20 protein-coding genes are annotated in these 16,809 nt (G+C 65.4%); 8 read left to right on the top strand and 12 right to left on the bottom strand.

Going from position 1 to position 16,809, the window contains the following annotated elements:
• Window positions 1-7 precede the first annotated feature (7 nt).
• The 4 genes from ACTIFF_RS10100 to mltG are packed head-to-tail and all read right to left on the bottom strand — an operon-like array spanning window position 8 to window position 3,159.
• On the bottom strand, window positions 8-373 hold the full coding sequence (locus ACTIFF_RS10100; protein ID WP_069037618.1) for a PilZ domain-containing protein: 366 nt from the start codon (window positions 371-373) through the stop codon (window positions 8-10).
• A 46-nt stretch (window positions 374-419) separates the two neighbouring features.
• On the bottom strand, window positions 420-1,472 hold the full coding sequence (holB, locus tag ACTIFF_RS10095; RefSeq protein ID WP_439536712.1) for a DNA polymerase III subunit delta': 1,053 nt from the start codon (window positions 1,470-1,472) through the stop codon (window positions 420-422).
• The gene (gene tmk, locus ACTIFF_RS10090) at window positions 1,473-2,090 is read right to left on the bottom strand and encodes a dTMP kinase (RefSeq protein WP_439536711.1); all 618 of its coding nucleotides are present in this window, start codon (window positions 2,088-2,090) and stop codon (window positions 1,473-1,475) included.
• 55 nt (window positions 2,091-2,145) lie between these two features.
• Window positions 2,146-3,159 carry an endolytic transglycosylase MltG gene (gene mltG / locus ACTIFF_RS10085; protein ID WP_439536710.1) on the bottom strand — a complete coding sequence of 338 codons (1,014 nt, stop codon included), beginning with the start codon at window positions 3,157-3,159 and terminating at the stop codon, window positions 2,146-2,148.
• Window positions 3,160-3,270: 111 nt separating this feature from the next.
• Here mltG and ygfZ point away from each other — a divergent pair, with 111 nt between their 5' ends.
• The 5 genes from ygfZ to ACTIFF_RS10060 all read left to right on the top strand — a co-directional run bounded on the left by ygfZ (window position 3,271) and on the right by ACTIFF_RS10060 (window position 7,627).
• On the top strand, window positions 3,271-4,293 hold the full coding sequence (gene ygfZ, locus ACTIFF_RS10080) for a CAF17-like 4Fe-4S cluster assembly/insertion protein YgfZ (protein ID WP_439536709.1): 1,023 nt from the start codon (window positions 3,271-3,273) through the stop codon (window positions 4,291-4,293).
• Entirely contained in the window at window positions 4,293-4,586 is a 294-nt protein-coding gene (locus ACTIFF_RS10075; protein ID WP_439536708.1) for a DUF4936 family protein, read from the top strand. The genes ygfZ and ACTIFF_RS10075 overlap by 1 nt, the downstream gene beginning before the upstream one ends.
• A 19-nt stretch (window positions 4,587-4,605) precedes the next feature.
• A complete protein-coding gene (locus tag ACTIFF_RS10070; RefSeq protein WP_439536707.1) occupies window positions 4,606-5,397 on the top strand; it encodes an NRDE family protein in 792 nt (263 codons plus the stop codon).
• A 104-nt stretch (window positions 5,398-5,501) separates the two neighbouring features.
• Window positions 5,502-7,226: a sensor histidine kinase gene (locus ACTIFF_RS10065; RefSeq protein ID WP_439536706.1), complete on the top strand. Its 1,725-nt coding sequence runs from the start codon at window positions 5,502-5,504 to the stop codon at window positions 7,224-7,226.
• The gene (locus tag ACTIFF_RS10060) at window positions 7,223-7,627 is read left to right on the top strand and encodes a response regulator (RefSeq protein ID WP_439536705.1); all 405 of its coding nucleotides are present in this window, start codon (window positions 7,223-7,225) and stop codon (window positions 7,625-7,627) included. Before ACTIFF_RS10065 ends, ACTIFF_RS10060 begins: the two co-directional genes overlap by 4 nt.
• Here ACTIFF_RS10060 and ACTIFF_RS10055 read toward each other — a convergent pair.
• The 8 genes from ACTIFF_RS10055 to ACTIFF_RS10020 form a co-directional block, all read right to left on the bottom strand.
• Entirely contained in the window at window positions 7,597-8,025 is a 429-nt protein-coding gene (locus tag ACTIFF_RS10055; protein WP_439536704.1) for a GNAT family N-acetyltransferase, read from the bottom strand. The genes ACTIFF_RS10060 and ACTIFF_RS10055 overlap by 31 nt on opposite strands.
• Window positions 8,022-8,501 (bottom strand): L,D-transpeptidase family protein, encoded by a 480-nt coding sequence (locus ACTIFF_RS10050; RefSeq protein WP_439536703.1) that lies wholly within the window; start codon window positions 8,499-8,501, stop codon window positions 8,022-8,024. Before ACTIFF_RS10050 ends, ACTIFF_RS10055 begins: the two co-directional genes overlap by 4 nt.
• Window positions 8,501-8,977: a tRNA adenosine(34) deaminase TadA gene (gene tadA, locus ACTIFF_RS10045; RefSeq protein WP_306477892.1), complete on the bottom strand. Its 477-nt coding sequence runs from the start codon at window positions 8,975-8,977 to the stop codon at window positions 8,501-8,503. Before tadA ends, ACTIFF_RS10050 begins: the two co-directional genes overlap by 1 nt.
• 19 nt (window positions 8,978-8,996) lie before the next feature.
• The gene (gene xrtB / locus ACTIFF_RS10040; protein ID WP_439536925.1) at window positions 8,997-9,866 is read right to left on the bottom strand and encodes an exosortase B; all 870 of its coding nucleotides are present in this window, start codon (window positions 9,864-9,866) and stop codon (window positions 8,997-8,999) included.
• A 61-nt stretch (window positions 9,867-9,927) separates the two neighbouring features.
• Window positions 9,928-10,791 (bottom strand): chain length determinant protein tyrosine kinase EpsG, encoded by an 864-nt coding sequence (gene epsG / locus ACTIFF_RS10035; RefSeq protein ID WP_439536702.1) that lies wholly within the window; start codon window positions 10,789-10,791, stop codon window positions 9,928-9,930.
• Between the two features lie 13 nt (window positions 10,792-10,804).
• Window positions 10,805-12,193, bottom strand: a complete 1,389-nt coding sequence (gene epsF, locus ACTIFF_RS10030) for a chain length determinant protein EpsF (RefSeq protein WP_439536701.1) — start codon at window positions 12,191-12,193, stop codon at window positions 10,805-10,807.
• A gap of 12 nt (window positions 12,194-12,205) precedes the next feature.
• On the bottom strand, window positions 12,206-13,009 hold the full coding sequence (epsE, locus tag ACTIFF_RS10025; RefSeq protein WP_439536700.1) for a polysaccharide export protein EpsE: 804 nt from the start codon (window positions 13,007-13,009) through the stop codon (window positions 12,206-12,208).
• A gap of 71 nt (window positions 13,010-13,080) precedes the next feature.
• Complete coding sequence (locus tag ACTIFF_RS10020; protein ID WP_439536699.1) at window positions 13,081-14,031, bottom strand: EpsD family peptidyl-prolyl cis-trans isomerase; 951 nt, start codon at window positions 14,029-14,031, stop codon at window positions 13,081-13,083.
• A 280-nt stretch (window positions 14,032-14,311) separates the two neighbouring features.
• Between ACTIFF_RS10020 and ACTIFF_RS10015 the strand changes: the two genes are divergently transcribed.
• The 3 genes from ACTIFF_RS10015 to pabB are packed head-to-tail and all read left to right on the top strand — an operon-like array spanning window position 14,312 to window position 16,802.
• Entirely contained in the window at window positions 14,312-14,641 is a 330-nt protein-coding gene (locus ACTIFF_RS10015; protein ID WP_439536698.1) for a hypothetical protein, read from the top strand.
• 6 nt (window positions 14,642-14,647) lie between these two features.
• Window positions 14,648-14,959 (top strand): DUF3301 domain-containing protein, encoded by a 312-nt coding sequence (locus ACTIFF_RS10010; protein WP_439536697.1) that lies wholly within the window; start codon window positions 14,648-14,650, stop codon window positions 14,957-14,959.
• 40 nt (window positions 14,960-14,999) lie between these two features.
• A complete protein-coding gene (gene pabB / locus ACTIFF_RS10005) occupies window positions 15,000-16,802 on the top strand; it encodes an aminodeoxychorismate synthase component I (protein ID WP_439536696.1) in 1,803 nt (600 codons plus the stop codon).
• Window positions 16,803-16,809 lie beyond the last annotated feature (7 nt).

Below are 16,809 nucleotides of genomic sequence, written 5' to 3'. Positions count from 1 at the left end.
GGCCCGGTCAAAGCGTGTGCGTCTGCCGCGTGGACGCCAGATGGCTGCCGATGACGGATTCGATCTTGGCGCGCGCCGCCTTGCTGCTGTCGTCTTCACCGAAGCGCAGGCCGATGCCCTGCTGCTTGCCGCCCTGCGCGTCCGGCGGTGTCACCCACGCGACGGTGCCCTGGATCGGCAGCTTGGCCGGATCGTCCATCAACTGGAGCAGCAGGAATACCTCGTCACCGATCTTGTAGACGCGGTTGGTCGGCAGGAATATCCCGCCGCCCTTCAGGAAGGGCATGTAGGCGGCGTACAGCACCGATTTCGAACTGACGGCGAGTGACAGTACGCTGCGGCGGTTGCCCGACGTGACCTGCGGTTCGCTCATTCCTGTTGTCCTGGGGTCTGCTGACATCAAGTACATCAAGTTTCGCTCAGCGTGCCGCCCGGAACAGCCTGGCGTAACGCAGCAGCATGTCTTCCACGAAAAGGCGGGCATTCAGCGGGTGATGCGCCAACGCCCGGACTTTCAGCAATTCATTGTACCCACGCAGCACGGTCGCGACATCGCTGCGTTGTGCAAGCGCTTGCAACGCCGCCTGACGCGCCACGAAAACGCGCGGTGCACCGGCCGTCGACTGCATGACCAGATCGGCCATCCAGCGCTGCAGCCAGGTCACCAGCGTCGGCAGGTCGGTCAGCCCCGGCTCGCCCTTCTTGCGGCCCTGCAGCCACCCAGCCCAGCGCGCCGCCACATCCAGCGGAGCGTCGATGGCGAGCCTCGATACATCATCGACAAACTGGCCTTGAATTTGAGCGTCTTTTGACGCGGCGAGATCGCGTGCATGCAGTGGCGCGCCAGCACACAGCGCCAGCGCATCGGCCGCCTGCGCAATGCCCTGAGCCTTGAGCCAGGCCATCGACTGGTCGATCGGCGGCAGGTGAAAGGGCAGCAGACGGGTCCGGCTGCGTATCGTGGGCAACAGATTTCTCGGCCGGTCTGAAATCAATAAAAACAATGTATTTACGGGCGGCTCTTCAAGTACCTTGAGAAGTGAATTGGCAGATTCGGACAGCATGGCTTCGGCCGGATACAGCAGCACCACGCGGTAGCCGCCCTGGTGCGATCCCACGCCGAGCCGTTCGATGACGGCGCGCACCTGCGCGATGCGGATCAGTTTCGACCTCGCCTTGCCGCCTTCGCCGTCCTCTGCCTCGTCGCCCTCGCCGGCTTCGTCGTCGAGCGCTTCCGGGCGTACCGTCAGCAGATCAGGATGATTGTCGGTCGTGATCAGCACGCAGGACGCACACGCACCACAGGCGGTTTCAGCGCCTCGGGCGCGCTCGCACAACATGCGCGCCGCCAGCGCCTCGGCGAATTCACGCTTGCCGACACCGGACGGGCCGGCCAGCAACAGCGCGTGCGGCATGCGGTCCGCGCCGGCGAGCACCTGATTCCACTGTGGCTTCAACCAATCATGAATCATTTAATTACAGTGCTTTGAAAGTATTTCTTCAAGTTGAATCGAGACCAGATCCGGGCTCGTTGAAGCATCGATGACGCGAATGCGCACAGCCTCGGCGGTGGCGCGTTCGAGATAGGCCGCCCGTACGCGGTTGAAGAAGTCGGCCTGCTCGCGCTCGAACCGATCCGGGTCGCCGCCACTCGCCGCCAGGCGCTTCGCCGCCACTTCGCACGGCAGATCGAACAGCAGCGTCAGGCCCGGCTGCAGACCGCGCTGGACCCACTGTTCCAGCACGCCGAGCCGTGCCGCAGCGATGCCCCGCCCGCCGCCCTGATAGGCGAAGCTGGCGTCGGTGTAACGGTCGCACAACACCCACTCGCCACGCGCCAGCGCCGGCTCGATCACCTGCGCCAGGTGTTCGCGACGGGCGGCGAACATCAGCAGGGCCTCGGTATCGGCATGCATGGCTTCGTGCAGCAGCAATGCGCGCAGCGATTCGCCCAGCGGCGTGCCGCCCGGCTCGCGGGTCAGCAGCACGGTGTCGCCGCGCGCGCGCAGCCAGTCTGCCGCATGGGCGATCTGGGTGCTCTTGCCGGCGCCATCCATGCCTTCGAAAGTGATGAAACGGTATGTCTGCATCCGTAAGGCGGCCTTGCCTGTGTTCATCGTGTCTGCGGTCATTCGTTATCGGCATTCATTTGCGCTCACTCTTCGCCGGACGGCGCTGATAGCGGTCGACGGCGCGGTTGTGTTCGGCCAGCGTGCGCGAGAACTCGCTGCTGCCATCACCGCGCGCGACGAAGTAATAATAGGGGCTGGGCGCCGGATTGAGGGCGGCATCGATCGCTGCCCGACCGGGCAGCGCGATCGGCGTTGGCGGCAGCCCACCCCGGGTGTAGGTGTTGTACGGCGTATCGGCACGCAGATGAGCGCGCGTGAGATTGCCATCAAAGCGCTCGCCCAGACCGTAGATCACGGTCGGATCGGTCTGCAGCGGCATGCCGACACGCAGGCGATTGACGAACACCGAGGCGATCATCGGCCGGTCGGTGGCGGTACCGGTTTCCTTTTCGATGATGGACGCCATGATCAGCGCGTCCTGCGGCGAGCGATAAGGCAGATCGGCCGGACGGTTCTGCCACGCCTGCGCAAGCTGGGCCTGCATCGCGTGATGCGCCCGCCTGAGCACCGAAAGATCGCTGTCGCCCCTGGCGAACAGATAGGTGTCGGGGAAAAACCAGCCTTCTGCGAAGGGCGCATCGCTGCCGATGCGGGCAAGCAACTGCGCGTCATCCAGCGCCGCCGCCTCCTGCAGCAGATCCGGGTGCGCCGCCAGCGCCGCGCGTGCCTGACGCCAGGTCCAGCCTTCGATCAGCCGCACTTCGCGCAGCGTCACGTCGCCGCGCGTCATCATTTCGAGCAGTTCGACCGGCGTCAGCCCGCTGCGGAAGGCATAGCTGCCCGCCTGCAGCTTCGTGCCGTCAACGGCCACCCGCCCGATCAGCCCCATCAGTACCGGCTCGACCGGCACGCCGGCTGCGGCAATCTGACGCGTCGCCTGACGCAGGGCCGTTCCGGGGCGCAGCGTGAATTCGACCGCCTCGCCGTCCCAGACCAGCGGACGCTGGGCATACCAGGCCAGTGCAGCGACGGCAGCGAGCGCGGCGACCAGCGCAAGCAGGGCGAGACGGACGAAGACACGGATCATGCGGAAAAGGCGTTTGGCGGGCGGCGCAGCACGCCGGGTCGCATATGTTAACCTCTCCGACGTGGTCGCCGACCTTCAGCATCAACCGCCTGACTTCCGTTTCCGCCTACCATGACCTTCACCGATCTTCTCCCGGCCGGCACCGTGGCCGACGATGGCCAGTTTCCGGCCATGCAGGATGCCGCCGCCGAAATGCGCGCGGCGCACGACGCCACCGTGCTCGTTCCGCTGAGCCACCTGTCGCGTCTGCACGCCGACGGCGAGGACGCCGCAGCCTTCCTGCACAACCTGCTGACGCAGGACGTCAAGGGCCTGCCGGCCGACACCGTACGGCTCGCCGGCTTCTGCAGCGCGAAGGGACGCCTGCTGGCCGCCTTCACCCTCTGGCGCGAAGGCAGCGCCGTGGTCGTGCAGTTGCCGACCGCGCTGGCCGAACCGATGCGCAAGAAGCTGTCGATGTATGTGCTGCGCTCGAAGGTCACGCTTTCGGACAGCAGCGCGGCGCGCCCGGCGCTCGGACTGGCCGGCGGCAACGCCGTCGCCGCTCTGGGTGCAGCCGGGCTGACGGTGCCTGCGGGTGTGATGTCCAGAGCCGCCACCGGCGACGTGACAGTGCTCAGGCTGGCCGAAGACAGATTCGAAATCGTGTTGCCGGCAGAACGCCTCGCATCGCTGTGGGGTGCGCTGTCGGCGCACGCAACGCCCGCCGGCACCCCGGTCTGGCGGCATTTCGACATCCGCGACGGTCTGGTCAGTGTCTGGCCGGAAACGCAGGAGTCCTTCGTGCCGCAGATGGTCAACTTCGAGCTGACGGGCGGCGTCAATTTCAAGAAGGGCTGCTATCCGGGGCAGGAAATCGTCGCCCGCACCCAGTATCTGGGCAAGCTCAAGCGACGCATGTACCGCGCGCAGGCCGACTGCCCGCCGCCGCCCGCCGGAACACCGGTGTATGGCGCCGACACGAACGATCAGGCCTGCGGCGCGGTGGTCGATGCGGTCGCCCATCCGGATGGCGGCTGCGAACTGCTGGCCGTGATCCAGATGTCGAGCACGACCGCCGGCGCGGTGAAGCTGGCCAGCCCGGATGGCGCGGCGCTGACGCTGCTGCCGATGCCCTACTCGCTGGGCGAGTGATGGCCGTGCGGATCGACTACTTCGTCTATTACCGCATTGAAGCCGGGCGCGAAGCCGAACTGCTGGCGGCGCTCGCCACCATGCAGGCCTCGCTGCATGCGGCGACCGGCATCGCCGGCCGGGTGCGGCGCCGGCTCGACGACCCGTCGACCTGGATGGAAAGCTACGAAGGCGTCAGCGACCAGTACGAATTCGAGATCGAGCTGGGCAGTCACGCGTTCCGCCATGGTCTGTACGAACTGCTGGCCGAAGGCAGCCGCCGCCACCTGGAACGTTTCCGCGCGCCCGGATGAGCGGCCGGACAGCCCCGTCATGTGCCTGATCGCGCTCGGCTGGCGGGTGTGGCCCGACATGCCGCTGCTGGTCATCGCCAATCGCGACGAGTTCTACCACCGGCCGACCGTACCACTGGCCTTCTGGCCGGACGCGCCGGACGTGCTGGCCGGGCGCGATCTGCAATCCGGCGGCACCTGGATGGGGGTCACCCGCGATGGCCGCTTTGCTGCGCTGACCAATTTCCGCAATCCGTCCGCGCAGCGCGCCGACGCCCGCTCGCGCGGCCTGCTGGTGTCGGATTTCCTGACCGGGCAGGCAAGCGGACCGGAGTACGCGGACGCGCTGCGTCGCGACGGCGGCGACTACAACGGCTTCAATCTGCTGCTGTGCGACGGCGCCTCGCTGGTGTGGATCGGCCATCCGGGCGACGGCGCGCTCGACGTACGGACACTCGAACCCGGTCTGCATGCCGTGTCCAACCACCTGCCGGGCACGCCGTGGCCCAAGCTGGTCAGGGCGATGGACGGCCTTTCGCGGATGCTGGGCAGTCCGGACGCCGCCGCGGCGCCCGGCTTCGACACGCTCACCGACCAGGCCTTCGCCGTGCTTGCCGATGCCACGCCCGCCGACGATGCCGACTTGCCGGACACCGGTGTCGGCATCGAGTGGGAGCGCCGGCTGTCACCGGTTTTCATCAGCGGCGACGAGTACGGCACCCGATCGGGCACAATACTGCAGCTGACCGATCTGCACCTGCGTGTCGAAGAACGCCGCTACGGCAGCGGCGGCAGGTACCAGGGCGCGTCGCGCTTCGGTCTGCAGCGTTGAAGGCCGGCGAGCCCCTTTTTCGTGCACGTCCGATCAAGTTTTGTGTCAAACATGTCGAAAAAGCAGATTGTTGCGGCCGTGCCCCCGCCCCCAGTCCCCGTCCAATGATTGCAGCACCCCTGCCCCCCACCGAAACGCAACGACTGGCCGCGCTGTACGGCACAGCGCTGCTCGACACGCCGGCCGAGCTGTCGTTTGACGACCTGACGAGGCTGGCGTCGCAGATCTGCGGCACGCCGATGGCGGTCATCAGTCTGGTGGACAAGGACCGGCAATGGTTCAAGTCGCGCGTCGGCGTCGAGGCGTCGGAGACACCTCGCGACATCGCCTTCTGCGCTCACACCATACTCAAGGCCGACGTGATGACGGTGGACGATACCCGGTGCGACGAGCGCTTTCACGATAACCCGCTGGTGACCGGCCCGATGGGTTTGCGCTTCTATGCCGGCGCGCCGCTCGACATCGGCATGGGCGAGCGCATCGGTGCACTGTGCGTGCTGGACACCGTGCCGCGCCAGCTCGACGCCGCCCAGCGCGAGGCGCTGGCTGCGCTGGCACGCCAGGTCGTCGCGCAGATCAGGTTGCGCGAAAAGGTGATTGCACTGCAGGAAGCCACGGCGCGCCAGTCGTTGTTCGAGCAGCAGTTGCAGCGCTTCAACGAGGAGATGCAGGCACTGGTGACGCTGCGTACGCGCGAGCTCCAGCAGGCACGCGACCGGGCAGAACTGTATTTCGACGTCGCCGGCAACATGATGGTGGTCACCGATCTGACCGGCCGGATCGAGCGCGCCAACTGCCGCACCGGCGAGGTATTGCGCCGACCGAGCAGTTCGCTGCGCGGCGAGGACTGGTTCGACCTGTGCTTCCCGGTACAGGAACGTGCCGCCGCCCGTGAATTCTTCACCGGCCTGATCGACGCCGGAAGCGACAGTTCGCGTCGTTTCCACGGCCGGGTGATGACGTCGGACGGGCAGTTCCGCACCGTATCGTGGCATACGACGCGGCTGGTCGATGAACGCGGCATCGGCATCGGTCTGCTCGGCATGGGTGAAGACATCACGGCCAGGCTCGAAGCCGAAGAGCACCTGCGCCGGACGCTGGACGAACTCGAGCGCAGCAACATGGGGCTGCAGCAGTTCGTGCATGTCGCCTCACACGACCTGCGCGAGCCGATCAACTCCATCCTCAATTTCGCCAAGCTGCTGGCGCGCGACCGCCATGAGGCGGACAGCGAACGCATCGACCGCTACATCGATTTCATCCTGCGCGGCGGTGAGCGCCTGCGCACGCTGGTCAATGACCTGCTTTCCTTCGTGCGCATCGACAACAGCGAAGCGCGGCTGGACCGCGTGGACCTGAACGAAAGCATCGAAGACACGCGGCAGGTACTGTCCGATGCGATCGAAAGGGCCGGCGCCACGCTGCACGTGGCCCCGCTGCCGGCGGTACGGGGCGACCGCACGCTGCTGGGCCTGCTGCTGCAGAACCTGGTGAGCAATGCGCTGAAGTTTCACCGGCCGGGCGAAGCCCCGGTCATCCGCATCCGGGCCGAATCGGATGAACACGAGCTGCGCATCCTGGTGATCGACAACGGTATCGGCATCGCGGACGGCTTTCACGAGAAGATATTCGGCGTGTTCCAGCGTCTGCACGCGCGCTCGGAATACGAAGGCACCGGTCTTGGCCTCGCGTTGAGCCGGCGCATCGCCGACATGCACGGAGCGCGACTGTACGTGCAGTCGGAAGAAGGCCGCGGCAGCTGTTTCGTGCTTGCGCTGCCGCTGTCGGCCTGCCTGCCGACCGCTCCGCCACGGATGGCAGCCGCATGACCCCGCCGCAGCTGCGCACCATCATGCTGATTGACGACAGCGAAGCCGACAATTTCTTTCACGGCCTGCTGCTGGAACGGTCCGGTCTGGCGTTGAGCGTGAAGGTATTCGAATGGGCGGAACAGGCGCTTGCATGGTTCGCCGACCATCCGTTCCACGACGTCGATCTCATTCTGCTCGACATCAACATGCCGCGCATGGACGGTTTCGAATTTCTCGACCGCTTTCATGAGCTGCCCGATGAGCAGCAGGGTGATGCGCGCATCTGCATGCTCAGTTCGTCGCCCCTCGATCACGAGCGCGAACGCGCGATGGGTTACCCACGGGTCACCGATTTCATCGTGAAGCCGCTGGAGGACGAAACGCTGCCTCAGCTGACCAGGGTGCGCACCATCCTCTGATGCTCGATGCCGACCTCGTCGAACGGCGGGCCCTCGGCGGTGAAGCCTGCCTTTTCGTAGAATCCGGTTGCGTGCATCTGGGCGTGCAGTTGCAGCAAGGGCATGCCGGCCTGCTGCGCCGAGTCGATCAATGCATCGAGAATGGCCCGGCCGAACCCCTGGCCGCGCCACGCTGCCCGCACCGCCATGCGCCCGATGTGTCCATCCGGCAGCAGGCGACCGCAGGCCACCGGCGCGCCATCGATGCAGGCCAGTGCGTGCCGGCTGGTTGCGTCATCGGCATCCCACTCCAGCTCGGCCGGAATCCCCTGTTCAAGGATGAACACCGCCTCGCGCACCGTCCGAAGTGCCGGTTCGAGCGACATCCAGTCGCCGACAACGACGGTGAGAGCGCTCAATCGCGGATATCCACCGGGGTGCCCGCCGGCACCAGATCGAACAGTTCGATGATGTCGCGATTGCGCATGCGTACGCAGCCGATCGACCCGGGCACCCCCATTTCGGCGGTGTCCGGACTGCCGTGCAGGTAGATGAAGCGGCGCATCGTATCGACCTCACCCAGACGGTTGAAGCCCGGCTGGCAACCGGACAGCCAGAGGATGCGGGTCAGTATCCAGTCCCGGCCCGGATGACTGGCCGCGAGTTCGGGCGACCAGCATTCGCCGGTCGGGCGACGGCGCACGAACACCGTGTTGGCCGGCACACCGGCGCCGATGCGCGCCCGAATGACATGGCGTCCGCGCGGCGTGCGGTAGCTGCCACGCTGTTCGCCGCTGCCGTTGCGCGCGGTCGACACACGGTAGCGACGGATCAGCACCTCCCGATCGTCGTACAGCTGCATCCACTGGGTGGGAATGTCGAGCACCAGGCGCATCAGGCGGTGTCGGTGCGACGCCGGCGGGCGGCGAAGAAATCGCTGAGCAGACGGCCGCACTCCGCTTCGAGCAGACCGGATTCGACCGTCGCGTGGTGATTCAGGCGCGCTTCGGCAAACAGGTCGGTGACGCTGCCGCAGGCCCCGGTCTTGGGATCGCGCGCCCCGAACACCACGCGCGCGATGCGCGCATGCTGGATCGCGCCGCTGCACATGGCACAGGGTTCGAGCGTCACGTACAGCGTGCAGCCCGGCATGCGGTAATTGCCGAGCGCCTGGCCGGCAGCGCGCAGCGCCATCACCTCGGCATGTGCCGTCGGATCGTTTGCCATGATGGGGCGGTTGTAGCCACGACCGACGATTTCACCGTCGCACACGACAACGGCGCCGACCGGTACCTCACCGAGCGCACCGGCCTCGCGCGCGAGCGCGAGTGCTTCGTTCATGAACACGAGGTCGGTATCGGTACCGCTCATGAACTTCGCGGACCCGGTCTCAGCTGGCGCGTGGCTCGGCCACCCGCACGCCGAAGCGCAGCATCGAGTCGACGCCGATGATCAGGATGAGTGCGCTGATGAACAGCACCATGCCGGCAAAGCCATGCAGGAAGCCCTGCCCCGCCTCGTCGCCGAAATGATAGGTGATCAGCGTGAGCACGATGACCCGGATGACGTTGGCGCAGAACGAGATCGGGACGATCAGGATGGCCAGCGTGATGTTGCGGCTCAGTGAATCGTGCTTCACCAGATTGAGGTAGAGCAGGCCGAGCGCTTCCAGGGTGAACAGCGAATGCAGGCCGGCGCAGGCGTCGGCCACCAGCAACTGGTACTGGCCGATGACGAGGATGACGCCGGTGCGTGCGATCGGATAGCCGAGGGCGTACAGCAGGTGTTCGGCCGCCCACGACACGCCCATCTTCATCGGCTGCGTGATGGTGTCGACCAGCACACCGGGCAGCGGAATCATGAACAGCATGAAGAACAGCGGAAACCACAGCCTGAGCAGCGTCGACTTGCCGAAGAACACCAGCAGCAGGCCGGCCAGCAGCGGAATCAGCGAGCCGATCTCGAAGATCAGGATGTCCTGCGAACGCCCGAGCGCGTACAGCAGCAACGCAAACACCAGTACCGGCCAGCCCAGCGCAGGCGCCGGGGCGTACTCGATGCTGTCGGCGATTTCGTTCCACTTGGTGTAGAGCAGCCACAGCGAAACCGCGAGCACGATCGGGCCGTGCGCGTTTTCATCGGTGGCCCAGATACCGTTGAACAGGTCGTGAAAGCTCGGCCCGTACATCGCCGCCATGCCGGCGATGACGATCCAGAATGGCGCCCAACCTGCGGACAGGGCATGCAGACCGAGCCGCATCGAAGTCTGGGAAGACATGGAAGGAAGACTCACGAGCGGGAAACCCTTTCGACCAAGTACATCAGGGCTCGTTCATCACCGAACCGACCACGGTGGCACTCGCGGTGACCAGTTCGTCAGCGAGGCGATGCAGGCGCGATGCACGGCTCACGTTCTTGCGTGCCACCATCAGCGCGCCACTGGCACGCACGGCGATGGTCTGCGCGTCGGCGTATTCCGCGCCCGCAGGCGTGTCGATCAGGATCACGTCGAAATCCTTCGCCAGCTGGGCAAGCAGCTGGCTGAACATCGGCCGCGACAGCAGTTCCTGCGGGTTCGGCGGCACGGCGCCTGCCGGCATGACGCACAGGTCAAGCAGCGCCGGCACGCGCTGAACGGCTTCCGGGCCGCCGCGTCCGACCAGGGTTTCCGACAGGCCGAGCCGGTTGCTGACGGAAAACAGGGTGTGCTGGCGCGGATTGCGCATGTCGGCGTCAATCAGCAGCGTACGTTCGCCCAGCTGCGAAAAGACCACCGCCAGATTGGCGGCGATGAAGCTGCGCCCTTCGCCGCGTTCCGGACTGACGATGGCCAATGTCTTGCGCTCGGCCTCGGCATCGAACCAGCGCAGCATCAGCTGGCTGCGCAGTGCGCGCAATTCTTCGACCTGGTGCGTGAACGGGCGGTAAGCCGCGACGACCTCGTCGCTGACACTGCTTTCGCCGGGTTGCAGGAAGGGGTAGTCGAACTGGCGCGACAGCGCAAACTGGATGTCCGATTCCTTCAGCAGCCCGAGCGAGATGGCCGCATCGCCAAAACGCAGGCCGCCATCGCGCTGCGCGCGCAGGATGCGTTCCGCACCATCCGGGCTGAGCCGGCCGGCGTCGATCAGGATGGCGCCGATGGCCCGGCCGGAGCCGGTGTCGAGCGAAGTGGATGCATTCATTCCAGAGTGTCCTTCAGGCGGCGGCAGCGCGGGCGCGCTTGGCGCCCTTGCCGAATTTGGCGGTCGAAATCAGACCCAGTACGGGCACCCCGAGAAGCTGCTGCAGGTCATCGTCACCGCGGATGCGCTGGTCGAGCAGTTCGAGCAGCAGCACGGTACCCACAGCCAGCAGCACGCCGAGGAATACGGCGACCAGCGTGTTCAGCAGCAGGTTCGGACTGGAATGTTCCAGCGGCGGCGTGGCCGGCGTCAGCACGACGATATTGGTCTGCGTGGTCTGACTTTCCAGGCTGGTCTGCGTGAAGCGCTGCGCCACCGCATCGTAGGCACGCTGCGCACTTTCGACCTCGCGCTGGAGCACCGCCAGATCGTCACGCTGCTTCTTCAGCTCCAGAACCTTGTCCTTCTGCGCCGCCAGGGATGCCTTGACCTCGGCTTCCCGCTGCACATTGACCCGGTTGCTGGTGCCCAGGGTGCTGGCCACCTTCTTCATTTCCGCTTCGAGCTTGGCACGCAGCGAATCCACTTCGCCCTGCGCGCGCTGGTACTCCGGATGATTGCGTCCGAAGCGCTGGCTGGCGTCGGTCATGCGCGCTTCACCGCGCGCAAGTTCGGACTTGAGTCCGATGATGAGCGAATTCTGCTGTACTTCCGGCAGCGTCTCGATCTGCGACTGGCTGACCTGTGCCTGACGCGACGCGCTGTCGCTGCGCTGCGCCTGGATCGCGGTGTATTGACTCGACAGCTCTGCCAGACGGGCGCTTTCGATGTCGAGTCGCTCGTCGGTGTTCACGATGCCGGTTTCCTGCTGGAATTCGGACAATTTGGTCTGCGCCTGTTCAAGCGCTTCGCGCAACGACTTCGACTGGCCGGAGAACCAGGCGGCGTACTGCTTGGCCGGCTCGATCTTCAGTTCGAGATTGGTATCGATGTAGGCCTGGGCAAAGGCATTCGCCACGGCCGCCGAGAACGCCGGATCCTGGCCGGAGAACGCGATCGACAGCACATTCGATTCACGCGACGGACGGACATCGAGCTTCTTCTTCAACAGCTCGGCGAAGTAGGCATCGATCGAACCCCTGCCTTCGGTCGCCTCGCGCCACTGTTCGACGGCCTGCGCGCTCTTTTCGAAACCGAGCACCCGCACGACGCGCTGTGCAACGCGGTCCGAGGTCACGATGTCGATCTGTGTTGCCATGTAACCCGGCGACACCAGGCCCGGCAGCGTCACACCCAGGATGGGGTCCGGCGACTTGACGTCGATCAGCACCGACGCGGCCGATTCGTACTGCTTGGGCAGAACGAGACTGACCGCCACGGTCGTCGCCACAACGACAAGAAGCACGGCCAGCCCGACCAGCCAGCGTGCGCGAAGAATCAGAAGAAACTGCTGGAAAGTCATGAATTCATCCGATCAGAAAAGGCTTTCGCGCACATACACGACATCATCACTTTGCAGTGGCAACGCCATTTCGGGTTCCATCGTGTCAACCTGACCCGAAGCGTTGCGGCGATGCAGCCGGATGCGCTTGTCGGTGCCGCGCAACGTGATGCCACCGCCCTGCGCAAGCGCCTGCATGACCGACATGCCGCGCTCCAGACGATAGGCACCCGGGCGATTGACCTCGCCGTAGATGTAGAACACCGGGGCGCGATGCACATACACCATGTCGCCGCCCTGCACTGCGATGTCAGATTTCATGCCGTCCGGCTGGAACAGTGAAGGCACGTCGATTTCCTTGCGGAACGGCTCGCCGTTGCGCGTACCGACCAGCGTCACGACGTCTGCACCATTGACCGACGCACCGCCGGCGATCGCAAGGATGTCCGTCACCGTGGTGCCGGCAATCTCGATCGGGTAACGGCCCGGGCGATTCACCTGCCCGAGCACTGAAACCTGGTTGCCGCGGATCTGCAGCACCAGCACGTTCACCTGCGGCTTCAGCACGAAGCCACCCTCGCGCAGCTTGTCGGCGATCAGCTTCTCGGTGGCCGGAAGCGTCAGGCCACCGACATTGACCGCGCCGATCAGCGGGTAGGTGATGCTGCCGTTTTCGGTCACCCGCGTTTCAACGGTGAGATCGGGATTCTGGAACACGGTCACGCGGACCACGTCGCCGGAACCCAGCGCGTACTCACGGGCATCGACCGCATGGGCCATCGGCAGCAGGAGTGCGCTGAACCAGAGTGCACACAGCAGGCGCAAAAACTTCGTCATGGTGGACATATCCAGGTGATGAAGGTGACTGAAGCCCTCCTGAAGAGGGCCGAAAAGCGCGGCAGGACGTCCTACTTGAGGCCCGACAAGCCCTTGTCCACCGCGGTGCCGGCATCCGGCGACGCTGCCGGAGCGGGTTCGGTCGCCGATACTGGCGCCGTGGTGGCCGCCGGCACATCGGCGGGCGCGCTGAACTCACCGAGGTACTCGATCTTCCCCGACTCACGCAATTTCTTGACCTCGGCCTTTGCCAGTTCGGTCTTGCGCTGGTTGAACAGGAACTGTTCGATCACCGGCTGGGCAGCCTTCTCGTCCACCGGCACACTGCGCGACGCGGCCACTTCAAGCAGCAGTATCGTGTTGCCGGAACGCACGATGCCGACCTGGCCATCCTTGAGCGTGTGAATGTTCTTGACCATTTCCAGCGGCAGCTGCTCGGCCGGCTTGGTCACCGCGTTGGCCGTGAAGCGCACATTCTCGGACCGCAGCCACTCGGCAACCTGCTGCATGTTGCGCGGTTCCGCCATGTACTGCTGCAGCTTCGGCATGAACTCCGGGCCGGCCTGGATCGCAAGCTCGCGCAGGCTGAAGATGCGTCGTTCGGAGAACAGTTCGGGGTGTTCGGCGTAATACGCGCTGATATCGGACTCGGTCGGCTTGGGCGCACCCGCCGAAACCTGCTCGAGGTAAGCGCGCGACAGCACTTCGCGCTTTGCCGCTTCGATTGCCTGCAGGGTTTTCGGGTCGCGATCGAGCTTCTTGTCGATCGCCTGCTGGACGAGCAATTCCTGGTCGATCAGTCGTTCCAGTACCTGACGGCTCGCTGCCTTCGCCTGTTCGGGGCTGCTCACATTGGTGCGCTGCATGACCTGGTTGATCTGATGCACCGACACTTCGCCGCCGTTCACCTTCACTGCGACCTGCGTCGCGACCTTCTTGTCACCGCTCTCTCCACCGCACGCCGCCAGCATTGCCGTCGCCAGAATGGAAAGAACGAGTGCTCGACCTGCGTGGTGTGACATGTTGTCCCCGAAAAATTTGTTGCGGATTTGTGACACTTAGGTCGATTGCCAAGATAGCCCAAGTCCTCAAGCATTAACAGTACCCGCGCTGTGTTACGGCGCCATTGCGTGAAATGTTTCCGTAATGGAGCGGACTCCGGATGCGGGTTTGCAGAATGTTTCAAGTCCGGCCGGCCACGCGTGCTTCGACGTCCGGTCGCGGGCCGTGTGCGATCGGGCCGATGTGGCGGGTATGGCGGCACAGGCTAGAATCGACGCTGATCCTGCATCCGGTTCCACCATGTCCATTCCAGCCGAATCATTTGTCAGCGCCTTGCAGGTCTTCGCGGCCCATGAACGCATGGATCCGCTGATGCTGCTGTGCAAAATGACCGAAGAGTGCGGAGAACTGGCCGAGGCCGTCCTGGTGGAGCAAGGCTTCAAGCCGCACAAGACGCTCGAACCGGAAGCCGCCATTAGCGAGGCCGCCGACGTACTGTTGTGCATGTTGCTGGTTCTGAGCCGGCTTTACCCGGGACTGACACCCGAACAGCTGGCCGCCCGGCTGTCGCAGCAGGCCGACCACAAACTCGCGCGTTACGTCGCGCGCCAGCCCGCACTGCGGGCCTGACCGACCATGCCGCTTTTTGAACTTTGTGCCCTGCTGCTCATCGGTGGCTTGATATGGTTGTGGCTGGACAGTCTCAGCGCGCGCGAAATCGGCATGGAGGCGAGCCGCGCCGCCTGTCAGGCCGACGGTGTGCAGCTGCTTGACGACACCGTGGCCATCCGCAAGGCCTGGCTGGCACGCGACGACGGCGGGCAGATGCGCATCCAGCGCACCTATGGCTTCGAGTACAGCGATGACGGCACGCGGCGCCGGCAAGGGTCCGTCACCCTGATCGGCAAGCGGGTCGTGGCGCTGTACATCGCCCCCCACATCATCTGACACGTCCGACATTGAAACGACCCAACGCACCCGCCTGCCCATGACCTTCATCCTGGATTTCGCGTCGCCCAGCCGGTTGCCCCGGCGCCTGGTGTTCGGCCCGCCGGTGGAGATCGTCCGTGCCGAAACGCCGGCTGCGGTCAGGCCGGCGCTGCAGCGGATTGCGCAAGCGGCGCGCGACGGTCTGCATGCGACGGGTTTCGTGGCGTACGAGGCCGCCCCGGCATTCGACCGCGCTGCCCGCGTACTGCCGGGCAACCGCTTGCCGCTGGTGTGGTTCGGCCTGCACGAGGCGCCACTCGATGCCCCGCCCCATGCGCCCGCCGCCTTCTCGGTGTCCGAGTGGACGCTGGACACCCCGCGCGAGCGCTACGAACAGTGCATCGAGGCCATCCATGCCGCGATCCGGCGCGGCGACGCCTACCAGATGAACTACACCATCCGCGCGCTGGCCTCGTTCGAGGGCGATGCGCGGGCTTTCTACGAGCGCCTGCGCGTCGCCCAGCAGGCCGACTTCTGCGCCTATGCAGACATCGGCAGCCACCGCATCCTGTCCGCCTCGCCCGAACTGTTCTTTTCCTGGCAGGACGGCGTGCTCACGACTCGACCGATGAAAGGCACGGCACGGCGCGGCCAGTTGCCGCGCGAGGATGCAGAACTGGCGCGCTGGCTACGTGACTCGGAAAAGAACCGCGCCGAAAATCTGATGATCGTGGACCTGCTGCGCAACGACCTGTCGCGGCTGTCGATGCCCGGCGGCGTGCAGGTGCCGCATCTGTTCTCGATCGAGAACTACCCGACCGTGCTGCAGATGACCTCGACCATCACCGCACGCACGCGCCCTGACGTGACGATCGAGGACGTGTTCGCCGCACTGTTTCCATGCGGTTCGATCACCGGCGCGCCCAAGCTCAAGGCGATGGACATCATTTCGGACCTGGAAACCACGCCGCGCGAAGTCTATTGCGGCGCGATCGGCCATCTCGCGCCGGGCGGCGCCGCCCGCTTCAACGTCGCGATCCGCACCGTCACGCTGGACGTGGCCAGCGGCCGGATGCGCTGCGGTCTGGGCGGCGGCATCACCTGGGATTCGGTGGCGGCCGACGAGTACGAGGAAGTGCGCACCAAGAGCCGTTTTCTGTCCCGGGCCGCGCGGGATTTCGAGCTGCTCGAAACCTTGCTGCTTGAAGATGGCCAGTATGCGTTGCTGGAACGACACCTGTCGCGGCTTGCCTCGTCGGCGCGCTTCTTCGGCTTTGACGCCCCGGATGCGGCCCGCGCAGCACTCGAAGCCCACGCGCTGCGCCACCCGACAGGGCGCTTCCGCGTGCGGCTGCTATATGGCGCCGATGGCGCCGTGCGGCTCGACGGCACGGCGGCCGGCAGCGCCGACACGCGTGCCTGCAGCGTGCGTCTTGCGGTCGAACCCGTGTCGCGCGCCGAACCTTTTCTGTATCACAAGACGACCCGTCGCTCGGTCTATGACGCGCACTTCTCGCACTGTGCCGGCTCCGCTTTCGATGTGCTGCTGTGGAACGACGCCGGTGAACTGACCGAGTTCACACGCGGCAACCTGGTGCTCGACATCGATGGCGAACAACTGACGCCCCCGGTATCCAGCGGCCTGCTCGATGGCACCCTGAGGCGCGATCTGGTGGACAGTGGCGTGCTGCGTGAGCAGGTACTGACACGCGACGATCTCGCCCGGGCGCAACAGATTTGGTTCATCAACAGCGTACGCGGCTGGATCCCCGTCCATCTCGACATGAGTCCGGCCGACACCACACCGGTGCCGGTACCCGCCTACGCAGACCCGTTCGCCGGTGACCGTGACCCGGGCTGAGTCAACC

The organism is Methyloversatilis sp. (assembly GCF_051861465.1).
Taxonomy (GTDB): domain Bacteria; phylum Pseudomonadota; class Gammaproteobacteria; order Burkholderiales; family Rhodocyclaceae; genus Methyloversatilis.
Note: the sequence above shows the minus strand (reverse complement) of the source record. Positions and strands in the feature narration are given on the sequence as shown.